Here is a 14352-nt window from a genome sequence, read left to right on the forward strand (position 1 = left end):
ATTCGTTAACAAGATTGCCCGTATTTCGAATTCATGTTCCGGTATTGCAATCTTAAGGTGCATTGCTTTGGTGCAGGATTCGTTGATCAAATGGTCTGCATACCCATTTTTTTCATCATATGCCCCAATCTTGCACAACGGCAAGGCAGAGTTTTGCAGAAAACCTATTATATCGTCGCTGGCGCAGCCGCTTATACATTATATAACACGGCATATTGGCGCAGTTGGGCTTAACGGGGCACTCACAGTTGAAACTAGGGCCGGAACGCCGTATCTGCCTTTGCAAGATTATGCGTGCAGATCCCAATTTAGGGTGATCCGCCGCGAAGGATAAAAGATCGCGTGGCTTCACGCGTTTCAAGGAATGAAAATGACCAAGATCGTATTCGTATCCGCAGACGGCGCGGCACGTACCGAAGTTGAGGCCGATAACGGTTCCAGCGTGATGGAAGCGGCCATTCGCAATGGCATTCCGGGCATCGATGCGGAATGCGGCGGTGCTTGCGCCTGCGCAACCTGCCACGTCTATGTGGATGAAGAATGGACCGAGACGGTTGGCGGACCCGATCCGATGGAAGAGGACATGCTGGATTTTGCCTATGAGGTGCGTCCGACTTCGCGTCTGTCCTGCCAGATCCGCGTGACCGACGCTATCGACGGTCTCGTCGTGCAGGTGCCGGAACGCCAGAACTAAGAGGATGGCAGCGGCTCCGGGGATCGGTATAAAAAACGATATAGCGATCATCGGGGCAGGGCCGGTAGCACTCTTCGCCGTTTTCCAGCTCGGCGTGTTCGGATTTAAATGCCAGCTGATTGATGCGCTGGATCGGCCGGGCGGACAATGCACGGTCTTTTATCCCGACAAGCCGATTTTCGATATTCCGGGCTTCCCGACGATTATGGGCGACGAACTGGTGTCGCGGCTCCTGGAGCAGATCACGCCTTACAGTCCTGCATTCCATTACGGTCAAACGCTCACTGCGCTGAAACGTGCAGGAGAGCGCTTTGTCCTGATCACAGACAAGGCTGGCTCATTGCAGGCTGATGCCGTGGTGATCGCTTCGGGTTTGGGGGCGTTCGGGCGGGATGGTCAGATCATGCGTCCTGATCCATTGACCGAACTTGGCTTGGAGAGGAATGGCAATGCGATTGCTGTTTCGCCCGAAAGCTTCGCAACATCACAGCCCGATATTTATGCGATTGGCGATGCCTGTCACTATCCGGGCAAATTGAAGCTGATCCTGTCCGGCTTTCATGAAGCCGCTCTCATGACGCAGGCCGTGCGCAAGCGATTACAGAAAGCCGGTTCTTTATAATCAGCGTGGCAGCTGGTTCATCTTTTCAAGGCGATAAGTCAAAAGGCGCTCGAAGCGCTTTTCAAAATTGATTGTCTCGACGCGGTCGAAGCGTTGCTGGGCCTCGTCATGTTCTTCCATCAGACGCGCGGTGATCTTGTCGATATCCTTGCGCAAAACGGCGCAATCCGAACGCGACCGAAGTGCACGTATCTGCCGTTCCATCTCGCTGGCATGGCTGCGTGCGATGACGATGTGGCTTTCCTCGTGACGGCGAATATCCTGATAAAGCGTGTCCCAGATCAGCGCCAGTTCCGGCGTCGCCTTGCGGCGTTGCGCCCAGCGCGGCAACGAGACTTTTGCGTGAACATTGACGTAGACGTCCTGCACTTTGCACGCCTTACCCGTTGCGCGGCCATAACGGACCTTGGCATCAAAGCGGATTTCCGCTGCGCCCGGATGATGCTGTCCGGTTTTCTTCAGAAAGGGGCCGCTACGGGACAGTGCCTTATCCAGTTCGGCGGCTGTCTTGCCATTAATGGTGTAATATTTGAATTCACGGAAGATAGAGGCGGCGTCGGCCTGAGATGCAACGATTGCCAGAGCTGCGCCAAAAGCCAGAATCCGCTTTTTAAAAATCATATCCTGGCACCTTTTTTCTGAACTCTGAATAAACTCAAATTTTGCCGTCGCAGCTTGGCATGCAAACGTCAAGAGAACTATAACGCATCTCGTTAAATGACATTCGACCAGCTTGGTTGCATCGCGGGTCATAATTAGCATCTATACAGGAATAACCGGAAATGGCGAAAATCTGGCATCTGGCTCACGGGCGTAGCTTGGAGTTCGGGGAAAAGTCCGTGATCATGGGCATTCTTAATGTCACGCCGGATTCCTTTTCTGATGGCGGGCATCACAGCGAATTCGAAACGGCGCTCGCTGCTGCCGGAAAGATGATTGAGGACGGCGCCACCATCATCGATGTCGGCGGGGAATCGACCCGTCCGGGCGCGGAAAGCGTCGATGCGATAACCGAACAGGGCCGTGTCGTGCCGGTCATCAAGGCGCTGACGGAACGTTTCGGCTGCATCATTTCCGTCGATACCTATCGGGCATCGACCGCCAGAGCAGCGGTGGAGGCTGGTGCGCATATCGTCAACGATGTTTGGGGCTTGCAACGCGAACCGGCTATTGCCGATGTTGCTCGCGAAACCGGGGCGGGCCTTGTTATCATGCATACGACCCGTGAGCGGGAAATTGATCCCGATGTCATCGAGGATCGCGCTGTTTTTCTGAATAAGTCACTGGAGATTGCAGCCGCAGCAGGTATCGATCGATCCCGCATTGTTCTCGATCCAGGTTTTGGCTTCGGCAAGACTGTTGAAGACGACGTGGTTTTGATGGCGCGGATGGAGGAATTGCAGCGTTTTGGTTATCCGTGGCTGGTCGGCACCTCCCGCAAACGCTTTGTGGGCACGATCACAGGTGAGACCGACCCGTTGAAGCGTGATATAGCTACATCTGCGACTTCGGTGGCGTTGCGACTGGCAGGAGCCGACATCTTTCGCGTTCACAATGTCGCTTTTAATAGAGACGCTCTTGCAGTTGCGGATGCTATCCTGCAAGTGAAGCGCAGCCAAAACAGAAAGTGAAGCCGTGTACACGATCCGGATTATGAATTGCGCATTCTTTGCGCACCACGGCGTGTTCGATGAAGAACACAAACTCGGTCAGCGTTTTTATGTCGACGCCATTCTGGATGTCGATCCGGGCAACGCGCTGGAAAGCGACGATATTGAAGGAACCGTCCATTACGGGACGGCTTTCACGGTGATCGAGGAAATCATCACCGGCCGTCAGCGTTATCTGATTGAAACGCTGGCGCTTGATGTCGCCAAGGCTCTGAGCAAGCGGTTTCCGCAGGTCAAACGCGCGGAAATCACCGTTCGCAAGCCCAATGCGCCGGTGCCGGGTGTTCTGGATCATGTCGAGGTTACGGTGGTCTATCCGCAGTGAGCATAGCCGGAGGACCTTATCGCGCCTGGCTTGGCCTTGGCGGGAATATTGACGACCCCGTTATTTCGATGGCCAGTGCGTTGCGGATGCTGGATGCGCGTGCCGATACAAACGTCATGGCCGTTTCGTCCGTCTATCGCACCCCGCCATGGGGCAAGACAGATCAGGCTTGGTTTCACAATGCCTGCGCAGAGTTGGAAACCACACTCGAACCGCTTGAACTCATTGCAACATGTCTCGATGTCGAGCGCTCACTGAAACGTGTGCGGCTCGAGCGTTGGGGACCGCGTATTATCGATATCGACATTCTGGCGATGAAAGACGCTGCCGGGCAGCCGATAACGATGGCTCTACCGGAACTCCAGCTACCCCATCCGCGCATGCAGGAACGGGCCTTCGTTCTTGTGCCCCTCAACGATATCGCACCGTCACTGGTGGTTGCCGGACGTGCGATTGCTGAGTGGAAAGCTGATATTCCATCATCTGAAATAGAAAAAGCCCGCACGGATGCGGGCTGGTGGAACCAATAAAACTGTAAAAAATCAGTTCTTGGCGATGCTGCCGACGGCGACATTATCAATGCGCTTGAGGCTCATGCCTATGACCGGAACGAGTTCCTTTTCGACGCGCACGGACACGGTGACATTCATCGTGTTCTGATCGGAAACGCGGGCCAGCATGGCGCCGTTCAGCTGTTTGCGATTGAGGCCGAAAACCATCTTGTTACCGCTGACAGAACCCGACGTCACGTCGAGGCCTTTACCTTCCGAACCGTCGTTGAACTTGCCGGAATAACCGGAGCCGACGCGGGTGACGGTTGCCTTCATGGGTTGCGAAAAGACGCCGACGCGGCAGCTGCCATCCAGCGTCATGCCAACCGCATCATCCGGCGTGGAGCCAGCAAGATTGCAGACGAATTTGGTGCCCTTATACTTGCCGGCCACGATTTCACCGGGGCCGGACCACTGGCCTTCGATCGTCTGGAAAAACTGCTTGTCCTTGTCTGCGGCCAGAACCGGCGCAGCGGAAAGCGAGACGGGCAGCAGCGTCAGGCAGGCAGCGATGCAATTCTTCATAGTCGGCTCTGTCCCGGAATTTGCGACCTCAACTGGACGCCATTCCTAATCGTTGTTGGTCAGCATGTCACGACCGAATGTCGTGTCATACGCTGCAAAAAGCCGGAATGACCGGCAATATCAGAAACAATCGGACTGAATGGGCACGTCGAAACAGGATTGTGCCAAACGACCAGATCACTCGATTCTGACGCAGGATTTCTATGGGCTAATAATCGTCTTGAATGGTTAACGCTTAGTTTTCATCGGGCGGAAAGTCGGTCTGTTTTCCCCGAAAACTCACGGCTGTGTTTTACCCGTGGGCGTCTTGCCGGACTTCGGAGTGGCGGTTCTGTCGGCACTGAGGCGGGCCAGATCGCCGATGAAATCGCTGACGCCGGGACGTCTTTCGGCATTGAACGGGAAGGGGCGTACAACATCCATCGCTGCTATGCCGATCCGCGCAGTCATGAGGCCGTTGACCACGCCCTCGCCGAGTTTTGCCGACAGCCGCGATGCCAGACCCTGACCGACCAGCTGCTGGATAACACTGTCACCCATGGCGAGTGTGCCGGTGACGGCCAGATGGGCGAGAACACGGCGCGCGAGCTTGATGAAGCCCAATGTGCCCGGCCTGCCGCCATAAAGCTGCGACAGCCTGCGAATGAGCCGCGCCGACTCGAAGATCACATAACCGATATCAACAAGCGCTCGCGGGCTGATCGCCGTGACGATCGATACGCGCTTCGATGCATTGAGAATGAGCGCGCGCGCTTCGCGGTCGAGCGGGCGCAGAATTTCTGTTTCCGCAAGCCGGATCAAATCGCGTCCGTCGATAATATCGTCGGTCAAGCCATCGAGAAGCTGACGTCCGCGCGCCGTTTCCGGCAGATTGGCCGCAATGGCGCGCAAGTCATCGACAGCTTTGCGGGCGGCTGCCATGTCGTCACGCTCGGCGGCGTCTGCTGCATCCTTGCGCAGATGCTGCACGGAGGCGAGCCGTCGCAGGGCCAGCAATTCCCGGGTGATAATGGCGATGAATGCGGCGAGGGCTACGAGCGCTACCGCCAGCGCGGTCCAGCCAAGCCAGTCGGCGCGGGCGAAAAGCGCCTGAATAAGGTCTTCGGTCCAGATGCCGACGGCGAATGAAACCAGAATGCCCAGGGCACCGGTCAGGATTTTTCCGAGCGACCATCCGCCGAACCAGCCTTTGCGTTTAGGCGCTTCAAAGGCTGGATCAAGGATTTCGAGTTCGGCGGCTTCTTCATCGCTGAGTTCAAAAATATCCGGCTCAACGACGATCTGCTCCAGATCTTTGACAGCACGAGGGCGGCGTGGCGTCTCATCGGGAGATTCCGGGAGAGGCTTTGCGCGTGTCGGAGTATCAACCTTGAAGGAGGTCGGTTTGCGCGGTGTGTCATCGCTCATGCCAGACGATCTCCGATCAGGAACTGAAGGGCGCGGTCCAACCTTATGTGCGGGAGCGATAGCGTCACCCCCTCGGCAGTGCGTTCAAGTCGTGGAGGACGGAACCGCACGAAGCGAATGGCCGGGGCTTCAGGCGTTGAAACTTGTTCAAAGATAGCATTAGGGCTCTTTGGCAAGTCACCGGGAAATATAGCTGTTTCTGTTTCACCATCGAATATCTCGCCATCGATACGCTCGCCCTTGAGCGGTGTGCCGACGATGACGGGAAGAACCTCTTTTCCTTGCGTGACGGTCGCTTCGCGGGTTGCCCGCACTGCCGCCATAGCCAGAACATCAATGTCTGCGCCCGAAAAATTGGCGCGCTCGATGGCACGCTCAACGAGACGGCGCACAATAGCCTGCAACCGATCATGGCTCTCATGATGCAGATGGTCAGCCTTGGTCGCCGCCACGAGAATGCGCCCGATGCGGCGTTGAATAAGGCCGGTCAGCAGATTGGCACGTCCGGGCCGGAAGCAGGACAGAATATCGGTCAGCGCGCGTTCAAGGTCCGCCACCACTGCGCCACCGGCGTTCATGGCCTGCATGGCGTCAATCAGCACGATCTGGCGATCGAGCCGTGCAATATGTTCGCGAAAGAACGGCTTCACGACATAGGTTTTGTAGGCTTCGTAGCGCCGTTCCATCATGGCGGCGAGCGATCCGGCCTTTATGTCCTCCGGTGCAAGATTGGGCAGTGGTGCAAAGGTCAGCGCGGGCGAGCCATCGAGATCGCCGGGCATCAGGAAGCGACCGGGTGGCAAGGTGGAAAGCGCACGCTCATCGGCTTTTCCCGCCCGTAAATAGGCAGTGAAACTTTTTGCCAACCGCTGCGCCGTCAATTCGTCGGCCTTTTCGGTCGGATCGACCGAGGCAGCTTCCACCAGCCAAGGCTGCGCCAGATCGATATGGGTCGGTTCGTTGGCCAAAGCGAAGGAATCTGCACTAAATTCGGCATAGCTCTTGCCGAGCAACGGCAGATCAAGCAGCCATTCACCGGGATAATCGACAATATCGACCGAAAGCCGTCCGGGAGACAGCCAGCGTCCCCATGCAGAGGCTGTTTCATATTCAATGGTCAGACGGAGTTGCGAAATGGCGCGCGTGGAATCCGGCCAGATACGCTCATCGATAAGTGCCGAGAGATGTTCCTCATATTGAAACCGCGGAACGGCGTCGTCCGGCTGCGGCTCCAGAAGCGCGCGGGAAATCCGGCCTGACTTATAAGCTTCGAACATCGGCAGCCTGCCGCCGTGAACCAGATTATGCACCAGTGCGGTAATGAAAACCGTTTTACCGGCGCGGGACAGACCTGTCACACCAAGGCGCAGCGAAGGAGAAAGAAGCCCGGTCGCACGTTCCGTCAATGTGTCCAGTGCAATCTTGGCTTCATCGCCGATACTGGTTAGCTTTGCCAATGATGTCCTCGCAGGGTGAATTCCCGTTCAAGCTATAAATAAGATGACGAGCCCATTTCGCAAGAAGAAGGCCGCTCAGCTTCATCTTTCAAGCTCATGGCTGCGGAAAACTCTCAAGAAATCCGTGTTCGCGACTGAGATCGCTCAGCTTTTCTGAAAAGGATATGGTGGCGAGGGCGGCGGTGGGAAAACCGGCATGCAGCCGTTCGAGGCTATCCGGATCGCCTTTTGCACAAAGCGCAAGCGCCAGATCTTCCATGCTGGGATTGTGCCCGACCAGCATGAGCGTCTCAACATCCCCATGCGCGCGGATGGATCGCAGATACTCTGCCGCGCCGCCGCTATAGATTTCGTCGTCGATAACTGTTTCCACTTCGACGCCCAGTCTTTCCAACAGGCCGAAGGCGGTTTCACGCGTGCGGCAGGAACCGGACAGGACCACACGGTCGGGCAGGAGGCCTGTTGCGCGCATCGCTTCGGCGAGCCGATCAAGTGCAGCATGGCCCTCTACATCCAGCGGTCTGTCGAAATCTTTCATTCCGGGCTTAGCCCAAACGGCTTTGGCATGTCGTAGGAGAAGCAATCGACTCATCTGCACCGTCCCGAAGCTGGTTACACAGATGTTTTGACATGAATTTCGCTAAAATGCGCGGTGGTTGCGTTGTGTGATGTGATTTTCCACCGTTGCCTGACGTTGTTCACAGCGGATTTATGCCGATTTATTGGGCATAATAGAGCAACGAAATCTGAAATAGTGAATTCATGTTTCCCATTGCAATCTAAATTTAATCGCCGCTGTCATCCTCCAGACATAATGGGCGGCGTATCTGTGGCGCGCGTCATTTGCACAATTTTTTTGCAAATACACACAAAATTGATGCACTAAAAAGTAGTGGGATACGTTTCTTTGATGTTGTGTCGACTGGACGATGGACTTATATAACCGCACGCGTCTCCTAGATGTGGGGTGATTCAGAATGAGTGAATTAATCGACCTTGACTATAGGCCCACTGAAGACGAACCGTTCATGAATGAACGGCAGAAGTCTTATTTCCGCGCGAAACTAATCGCGTGGAGAAATGATATTCTGCGCGAAGCGCGTGAAACGCTTGATGCGCTACAGCAGGAAAATGCAAACCATCCCGATCTGGCGGATAGGGCATCCTCCGAAACGGACCGGGCAATTGAGCTTAGGGCTCGCGACAGACAGCGGAAGCTGATTTCCAAAATTGATGCGGCTCTGAGCCGGATTGACGAAGGCACATATGGTTTCTGTGAAGAAACCGGCGAGCCGATCAGCCTGAAGCGTCTGGATGCACGCCCAATCGCGACGTTGTCCATTGAGGCGCAGGAACGTCATGAGCGTCGTGAAAAAGTTTATCGCGACGATTAAAAACATAACGTTGGTTTGAGAAATTTCGAAGGCTGCGGGCAACCGCAGCCTTTTGTTTTTGCGTATTCTTCAAATGAAAACGCCAGCGGCATGACCGCTGGCGTTTCAATGTCGAAAAGAGAGCTGTCCTCTTACGGACGGGTTTCGTTCTTCGTCAGTTCGCCGAGCAGCTTTTCCATCTCGTCTTCAATATCATCGGATGGCGTGTCGTCAGTCGCCGAGATATCGAGCGAGCTCAACAATTCATCCTCAAAGAAATCAGCCGTCAAATCAGCTTCCGGTTCAGGAGCTTCTTTTTTTACAGGCGTAACTTCTGTTTCAAGATCGGCCATTATGGCATCGTGCAACGCGCCGCCTAGTCCTTCCAGACCGTCATCTTCCGTTGCCTCTGTCGGCTGGGTCGGTGTGGCGACGGCAACTTCCTGCTCGACACGCTTTGGTTCTGCTACGCTCGTGAACTCCGGAGTTACGGTAGACGAAACCGATGGACTGGTTACATCAAGCGGCGGCGTTGGCGTGTTTGCTGGAGCGGCAGCTGTTTCGCGCTCCGGCACGATGCTGCCGAGGTTCGCTGAAGCGACGGTGGCTGCAGCAGCGCCAGCGGCGACAGTAGCGGCGGTTCCCAAGTTTGATGTGGAGCTGACCACACCGCGCGATACCTGGCTGAGCGGATAGGCAGGATGGGCGCGTGCAGGCGGCTGCGAAGGCTGCGGCGGTTGGGCCGGAAGCACAGTGCGCGGCTGCGGCGGATAATTCGGTGCGGGTCGTGGTTGCGGGCGGTTTTGCGGCGCTGCCTGTACGGATGGCGCGACCGGTGGCCGGATAGGCGCCTGCGGAGCTGCTGGAGCAACGGCTGGTGTGACCGGCGGGCGTGGCGGCACACGCGGTGCAACAACCTGTGGGGCTTCCTGGCGAACCGGCACTTCCTTCGGCGGTTCCGGCTTTCGATAGACCGGCGTTTCAATGGCCGAGCTTAGCTGGATCGCTTCATCCTTTTCAGGTGCTGTTTCCGGTGCGGAGTTTTGTGATGACAGCGCCGGGCGCTCGCTCACATCACTGGTGATCGTCGCTTCGTGCTGGCGAAAGCGCTCGATATGTTCCGGCTCGATACGCGAGGTCTGCACACGGGCATGCGCCCGTGATTCCATGACGATGTTCTGTTCGACCACCACATCGGTCGGGCCGCCGATAAGCAACAGATGCTCGACATCGTCGCGACGGATGAGTACCAGCTTGCGGCGGCTGTCGACAGCTGCCGCATCCATGACGGAAAGACGTGGCTGGCGCGACCGGCCGTTCGATGTGAAGCTACCCCCGCTGAAACGGCGGATAATACTCAAGACAACGAAAATTCCGCCGAGAATGATCGCAAATATAAGCACAAAGCCGACAATATTAGCCGTGCTTTCTCCAACGATGCCGCTGAGCCATTCCTTCATGCGGATACCCTCTTAAATTCAATATTCGAAAAACGCTGATGAAGCGGAGATTGCGCATCCCCCGACATTCCGCATCATCGCGTAACTTGCATTTTCAGGACAGTAGTTGAATTTGCAAGCGTTGGGAATGTTCTATCAAATTGTGGGCGAAATGCGGGAAATCTATGATCTCCCATCAAAACAGTGAAAAACGACCCGGTTTACACCGTTTCCGTGCAGCAACGCTTGTGCTGCTCGCCGATTAACGCATTCTGCGAATCGGATATACCCAGATGCATGGCATTTCGCCTCGTTGCGTGATCGTTTATGGAGAACGCGCAAGGAAATGGCTGGCGACAGGATCGGGTTGCTTAATGAGTGAAAAGACATCTTGGCTGATCGAAATGATGCGCGGCACAATCGCTGCCTGCGGAGAACAGTCATGCAGCATGGAAGGTCGGTGGGCTTGATGTCTCGACAGACGGACAACGCATATCCGAAACCGCTCGTCACACCGAAGCGCAATTCAAGTGGCGCGCTGCGTCTGCTGATTGTCGGCCTTCTGCTGACCGGGCTGGCGGTTGTCTATTTCCTGTTCCGCGACCGGATTGGTGATGGCTTCGCACTCATCCTGATGGGGCTTCTGTCGATGGTCGGCGTCTTCTATCTTCTGGGTGCGGCCACAGGCCTCATTCAGTTCAGCCAGCGTAAAGGCGGGCAGGATCTGGCGCATTCCTTCATGGATTCGCAGCCGGAAGGCACGGTTATTTCCGATTCTCGCGGCCAGATTGTTTATGCCAATCAGGCCTATGCCAATATGACCGGCGTCGCCAATGCCGATGGCATCCGCTCGCTCGACAATGTGCTGACGGCTGAACCTGCGGCATCCGACGCGATTTATCGTCTGACCAATGCAGTGCGCGATGGTCTCTCCGGGCAGGAAGAAGTGCGGTTGTCTGGCGGACTGTCCCGCGAGGCGCACGGTTCTTTGGCACCCGTCTGGTATCGGATCAAGTCTCGCCCCATTGAAGCCGGGCAGGACTACAAAGGCCCGCTCGTCGCATGGCAGATTGCCGATATTTCCGAGGAACGCGCCGAGCAGGAGCGTTTCTTTCAGGAACTGCAGGAAGCGATCAATCATCTCGATCATGCACCGGCTGGTTTCTTTTCTGCCGATCCGTCGGGACGCATCATCTATCTCAACGCCACTTTGGCGGAATGGCTGGGCGTCGATCTGACAGCCTTCACACCGGGTTCGCTGACGCTCAATGAGATCGTCGCGGGCAGCGGCATGGCGCTCATCAAGGCCGTCAAGGCGGAGCCCGGCACCAGCCGCAACACGGTGATCGATCTCGATCTTATCAAGCGCAATGGTCAAAGCCTGGCCGTGCGCTTTTATCATCGTGTGCAGGCGGCCCGTGATGGCACGCGCGGAACGAGCCGTACTATCGTTCTGGATCGCGCAGAGGGCGATGATTCCTCGGCAGCACTGCGTTCGGCAGAAGTGCGGTTCACGCGCTTCTTCAATTCCGCTCCAATGGCAATTGCTGCCGTCGATGCGCAGGGCCACACTCTGCGTACCAATGCGCGCTTCCTCGACATTTTCTCGTCCGTCGTGGATCGCGATTCCGTTGATCGCCGCGTGAAGCTGGAAAATGTCGTGCATGAGCGTGACCGCGAAGTGTTCACCAAGGCGCTTGCGGCGGCATTTGCCGGGCAGGCGAGTATCTCGCCGGTCGACACCGTTCTTCCGGGTAACGAGGAACGGCATATCCGTTTCTATATGAGCCCGGTCAGCGATATGGGTGGGGAGTCGTCGGAAGAGGCGGCAATCATTTCCGCCGTTGAAACGACGGAACAGAAAGCGCTCGAAAACCAGATGGCGCAGAGCCAGAAGATGCAGGCTGTTGGTCAGCTTGCCGGTGGCATTGCCCACGACTTCAACAACGTTCTGACGGCGATCATTATGTCGTCGGACCTGTTGTTGACCAATCATCGCGCATCCGATCCGTCTTTCCCGGACATCATGAACATCAAGCAGAACGCAAACCGCGCAGCTTCGCTTGTGCGCCAGCTGCTTGCGTTCTCGCGTCGCCAGACGCTGCGTCCGGAAGTGCTGGATTTGACCGATGTTCTGGCCGATCTGCGCATGCTGCTTGCACGCCTCGTCGGCAAGGATATCGAACTGAAAATCGATCATGGCCGCGATCTTTGGCCGGTTAAAGCCGATCTTGGCCAGTTCGAACAGGTTGCCGTCAATCTTGCAGTCAATGCGCGTGATGCAATGCCTGAGGGCGGTGCAATCACGCTGCGGACCCGCAACGTGCCTGTCCACGAAGCGGCAAAACTCACCTATCGTGATCTTCCGGAAGCCGATTATGTTGTCTTCGAGGTCGAAGACACCGGCACCGGTATTCCAGCCGATGTGCTTGAGAAGATTTTTGAGCCGTTCTTCACCACGAAGGAAGTCGGCAAGGGCACCGGGCTCGGCCTGTCGATGGTCTATGGCATCATCAAACAGACCGGAGGCTTCATCTATTGCGATTCCGAAGTCGGCAAGGGAACGACGTTCAAGATATTCCTGCCGCGCCTGATCGTGGAGAAGAGCGCTGAGGATGTGCCTGTCGCCGTCAAGGAAAAGAAGGTCGAAAAGGCGACCGACCTTTCCGGTTCCGCTACGGTTCTGCTCGTGGAAGACGAAGACGCTGTGCGTATGGGCGGGGTGCGCGCACTCCAGTCGCGCGGCTATACGGTGCATGAAGCGGCTTCCGGCGTAGAGGCTCTGGAAATCATGGAAGAACTTGGCGGCGAGGTGGATATCGTCGTGTCCGACGTGGTCATGCCCGAAATGGACGGCCCGACGCTGTTGCGCGAGTTGCGCAAGACCTATCCGGATATCAAATTCGTGTTCGTATCCGGTTATGCTGAAGACGCTTTTGCACGCAACCTGCCTGCGGACGCCAAGTTCGGATTCCTGCCAAAGCCGTTCTCGCTCAAGCAGTTGGCGACCACTGTGAAGGAAATGCTGGAGAAGCAGGACTGATGAATTTCACGTGCACTTCCCGGCAAGACAGTCATGTGTAGCGGCCGCATTGCGGTTTTCGGCGGCGGTCCATCTGGCCTGATTGCAGCCGAAAGACTGTCGACGCTTGGATATGCTGTAACCGTCTATGAGCAGATGCCGACTGTTGGACGGAAATTTCTACTGGCTGGAAAGTCAGGTCTTAACATCACCCATGCGGAAGATTTTTCGACCTTCGTGAACCGCTTTGGCGCAGCCAACGCCCGACTTCTGCCAATGCTGCAAAAGTTCGGGCCGCAGGATCTGCGTAATTGGGCAGACGCGCTTGGCGCTGAAACCTTCGTCGGGTCGTCGGATCGCGTCTTTCCCAAGGCGATGAAGGCTTCCCCGCTGTTGCGCGCGTGGGGACATCGGCTGGAAGCGCAAGGCGTGCGCGTTCTGACACGGCATCGCTGGGTCGGTTTTGATGGCGACATGCCGATCGTAGAGACTGCCACTGGCCGCGAAACCGTTGAGTGCGATGCAGCGCTTTTCGCTTTCGGCGGCGCGAGCTGGCCGAAACTCGGTTCGAACGGTGCCTGGGTGCCGCATTTTACCGAAAAAGGCATTACAATTGCGCCGTTGCGCTCCGCAAATTGCGGCTTCGATGTCGCATGGAGTGAGCATCTGGCAAGCCGTTTTGCAGGCGAACCAGTCAAATCCGTCACCATCACGAGCGCCGCCGGAACGACGCAGGGCGAATTCGTGATCACCAAGACGGGTGTTGAGGGTAGTCTTGTTTATGCCCACGCGGCGGCGTTACGCGATGCACTGACGGCAGAGGGGCAAGCCAATCTGGTGCTTGATCTTGCGCCGGGGCGCAGCTTCGAGCGTCTCAAAGCTGATCTGGAACGGCAGGACAGCAAGCTCAGTTTCGGGAATCTATTGCGTAAGGGCGCTGGCCTGACGGGTGTGAAGGCTGCACTTGTCACGGAATTTCTGCGCGATAAAAATCCTGACAAGCTGGCACATGCCATCAAGGCACTACACGTTCCTCTATTGCGCACTCGTCCGATAGAGGAAGTTATCTCTTCTGCTGGTGGTATTGTCTGGGATGAGATTGATCAGAATCAGATGCTGCGGAAATTGCCCGGCATCTTTGTTGCGGGTGAAATGGTCGATTGGGAAGCGCCGACTGGTGGCTATCTTCTGACGGCGTGTTTCGCAATGGGTGTTGCCGCTGCCGAGGGTATCGACGGCTGGCTACAATAACCCTGAGATATTGGAA

14 protein-coding genes are annotated in these 14352 nt (G+C 56.3%); 8 read left to right on the forward strand and 6 right to left on the reverse strand.

Annotation, left to right across the window (positions count from 1 at the left end):
• Positions 1-370 precede the first annotated feature (370 nt).
• Positions 371-694, forward strand: coding sequence for a 2Fe-2S iron-sulfur cluster-binding protein (locus tag FHW03_RS09530; protein WP_182520397.1), 324 nt, complete (start codon positions 371-373; stop codon positions 692-694).
• Between the two features lie 4 nt (positions 695-698).
• Positions 699-1316 carry an NAD(P)-binding protein gene (locus FHW03_RS09535; RefSeq protein WP_182520398.1) on the forward strand — a complete coding sequence of 206 codons (618 nt, stop codon included), beginning with the start codon at positions 699-701 and terminating at the stop codon, positions 1314-1316.
• On the opposite strand, the gene FHW03_RS09540 is transcribed toward FHW03_RS09535, so the two are convergent.
• The gene (locus FHW03_RS09540) at positions 1317-1937 is read right to left on the reverse strand and encodes a DUF922 domain-containing Zn-dependent protease (RefSeq protein WP_182520399.1); all 621 of its coding nucleotides are present in this window, start codon (positions 1935-1937) and stop codon (positions 1317-1319) included.
• 161 nt (positions 1938-2098) lie between these two features.
• Between FHW03_RS09540 and folP the strand changes: the two genes are divergently transcribed.
• The 3 genes from folP (at position 2099) to folK (ending at position 3841) form a co-directional block, all read left to right on the forward strand.
• Positions 2099-2947, forward strand: coding sequence for a dihydropteroate synthase (gene folP, locus FHW03_RS09545; RefSeq protein ID WP_182520400.1), 849 nt, complete (start codon positions 2099-2101; stop codon positions 2945-2947).
• A gap of 4 nt (positions 2948-2951) precedes the next feature.
• Positions 2952-3311 carry a dihydroneopterin aldolase gene (gene folB / locus FHW03_RS09550; protein ID WP_078338572.1) on the forward strand — a complete coding sequence of 120 codons (360 nt, stop codon included), beginning with the start codon at positions 2952-2954 and terminating at the stop codon, positions 3309-3311.
• A 68-nt stretch (positions 3312-3379) separates the two neighbouring features.
• Positions 3380-3841 carry a 2-amino-4-hydroxy-6-hydroxymethyldihydropteridine diphosphokinase gene (gene folK, locus FHW03_RS09555; protein WP_210277233.1) on the forward strand — a complete coding sequence of 154 codons (462 nt, stop codon included), beginning with the start codon at positions 3380-3382 and terminating at the stop codon, positions 3839-3841.
• Between the two features lie 12 nt (positions 3842-3853).
• Here the strand turns inward: folK and FHW03_RS09560 are convergent, their stop codons facing one another.
• The 4 genes from FHW03_RS09560 to FHW03_RS09575 form a co-directional block, all read right to left on the reverse strand.
• A complete protein-coding gene (locus FHW03_RS09560) occupies positions 3854-4387 on the reverse strand; it encodes a hypothetical protein (RefSeq protein WP_078338574.1) in 534 nt (177 codons plus the stop codon).
• A 279-nt stretch (positions 4388-4666) separates the two neighbouring features.
• Positions 4667-5794 (reverse strand): TIGR01620 family protein, encoded by a 1128-nt coding sequence (locus tag FHW03_RS09565; RefSeq protein WP_182520402.1) that lies wholly within the window; start codon positions 5792-5794, stop codon positions 4667-4669.
• The gene (locus FHW03_RS09570; RefSeq protein ID WP_182520403.1) at positions 5791-7251 is read right to left on the reverse strand and encodes a YcjX family protein; all 1461 of its coding nucleotides are present in this window, start codon (positions 7249-7251) and stop codon (positions 5791-5793) included. Before FHW03_RS09570 ends, FHW03_RS09565 begins: the two co-directional genes overlap by 4 nt.
• Before the next feature lie 94 nt (positions 7252-7345).
• On the reverse strand, positions 7346-7843 hold the full coding sequence (locus FHW03_RS09575; RefSeq protein ID WP_182520404.1) for a histidine phosphatase family protein: 498 nt from the start codon (positions 7841-7843) through the stop codon (positions 7346-7348).
• A gap of 385 nt (positions 7844-8228) precedes the next feature.
• Here FHW03_RS09575 and dksA point away from each other — a divergent pair, with 385 nt between their 5' ends.
• Entirely contained in the window at positions 8229-8645 is a 417-nt protein-coding gene (gene dksA, locus FHW03_RS09580) for an RNA polymerase-binding protein DksA (protein ID WP_109368939.1), read from the forward strand.
• A gap of 131 nt (positions 8646-8776) precedes the next feature.
• On the opposite strand, the gene FHW03_RS09585 is transcribed toward dksA, so the two are convergent.
• Entirely contained in the window at positions 8777-10084 is a 1308-nt protein-coding gene (locus FHW03_RS09585) for a flagellar biosynthetic protein FliO (protein ID WP_182520405.1), read from the reverse strand.
• Between the two features lie 448 nt (positions 10085-10532).
• Here FHW03_RS09585 and cckA point away from each other — a divergent pair, with 448 nt between their 5' ends.
• Positions 10533-13106, forward strand: coding sequence for a cell cycle histidine kinase CckA (gene cckA / locus FHW03_RS09590; RefSeq protein ID WP_182520406.1), 2574 nt, complete (start codon positions 10533-10535; stop codon positions 13104-13106).
• A gap of 33 nt (positions 13107-13139) precedes the next feature.
• Positions 13140-14336: a TIGR03862 family flavoprotein gene (locus FHW03_RS09595; RefSeq protein ID WP_182520407.1), complete on the forward strand. Its 1197-nt coding sequence runs from the start codon at positions 13140-13142 to the stop codon at positions 14334-14336.
• Positions 14337-14352: the final 16 nt, after the last annotated feature.

This window comes from Ochrobactrum sp. RH2CCR150 (genome assembly GCA_014138095.1).
GTDB lineage: Bacteria > Pseudomonadota > Alphaproteobacteria > Rhizobiales > Rhizobiaceae > Brucella > Brucella gambitense.

Coding starts and splice junctions, on each gene's coding strand:
- FHW03_RS09595 (WP_182520407.1), top strand. CDS start 13,140: ATGTGTAGCGGCCGCATTGCGGTTTTCGGCGGCGGTCCATCTGGCCTG.
- FHW03_RS09530 (WP_182520397.1), top strand. CDS start 371: ATGACCAAGATCGTATTCGTATCCGCAGACGGCGCGGCACGTACCGAA.
- FHW03_RS09575 (WP_182520404.1), bottom strand. CDS start 7,843: ATGAGTCGATTGCTTCTCCTACGACATGCCAAAGCCGTTTGGGCTAAG.
- dksA (WP_109368939.1), top strand. CDS start 8,229: ATGAGTGAATTAATCGACCTTGACTATAGGCCCACTGAAGACGAACCG.
- FHW03_RS09535 (WP_182520398.1), top strand. CDS start 699: ATGGCAGCGGCTCCGGGGATCGGTATAAAAAACGATATAGCGATCATC.
- cckA (WP_182520406.1), top strand. CDS start 10,533: ATGTCTCGACAGACGGACAACGCATATCCGAAACCGCTCGTCACACCG.
- FHW03_RS09540 (WP_182520399.1), bottom strand. CDS start 1,937: ATGATTTTTAAAAAGCGGATTCTGGCTTTTGGCGCAGCTCTGGCAATC.
- folP (WP_182520400.1), top strand. CDS start 2,099: ATGGCGAAAATCTGGCATCTGGCTCACGGGCGTAGCTTGGAGTTCGGG.
- FHW03_RS09585 (WP_182520405.1), bottom strand. CDS start 10,084: ATGAAGGAATGGCTCAGCGGCATCGTTGGAGAAAGCACGGCTAATATT.
- folK (WP_210277233.1), top strand. CDS start 3,380: ATGGCCAGTGCGTTGCGGATGCTGGATGCGCGTGCCGATACAAACGTC.
- FHW03_RS09560 (WP_078338574.1), bottom strand. CDS start 4,387: ATGAAGAATTGCATCGCTGCCTGCCTGACGCTGCTGCCCGTCTCGCTT.
- FHW03_RS09565 (WP_182520402.1), bottom strand. CDS start 5,794: ATGAGCGATGACACACCGCGCAAACCGACCTCCTTCAAGGTTGATACT.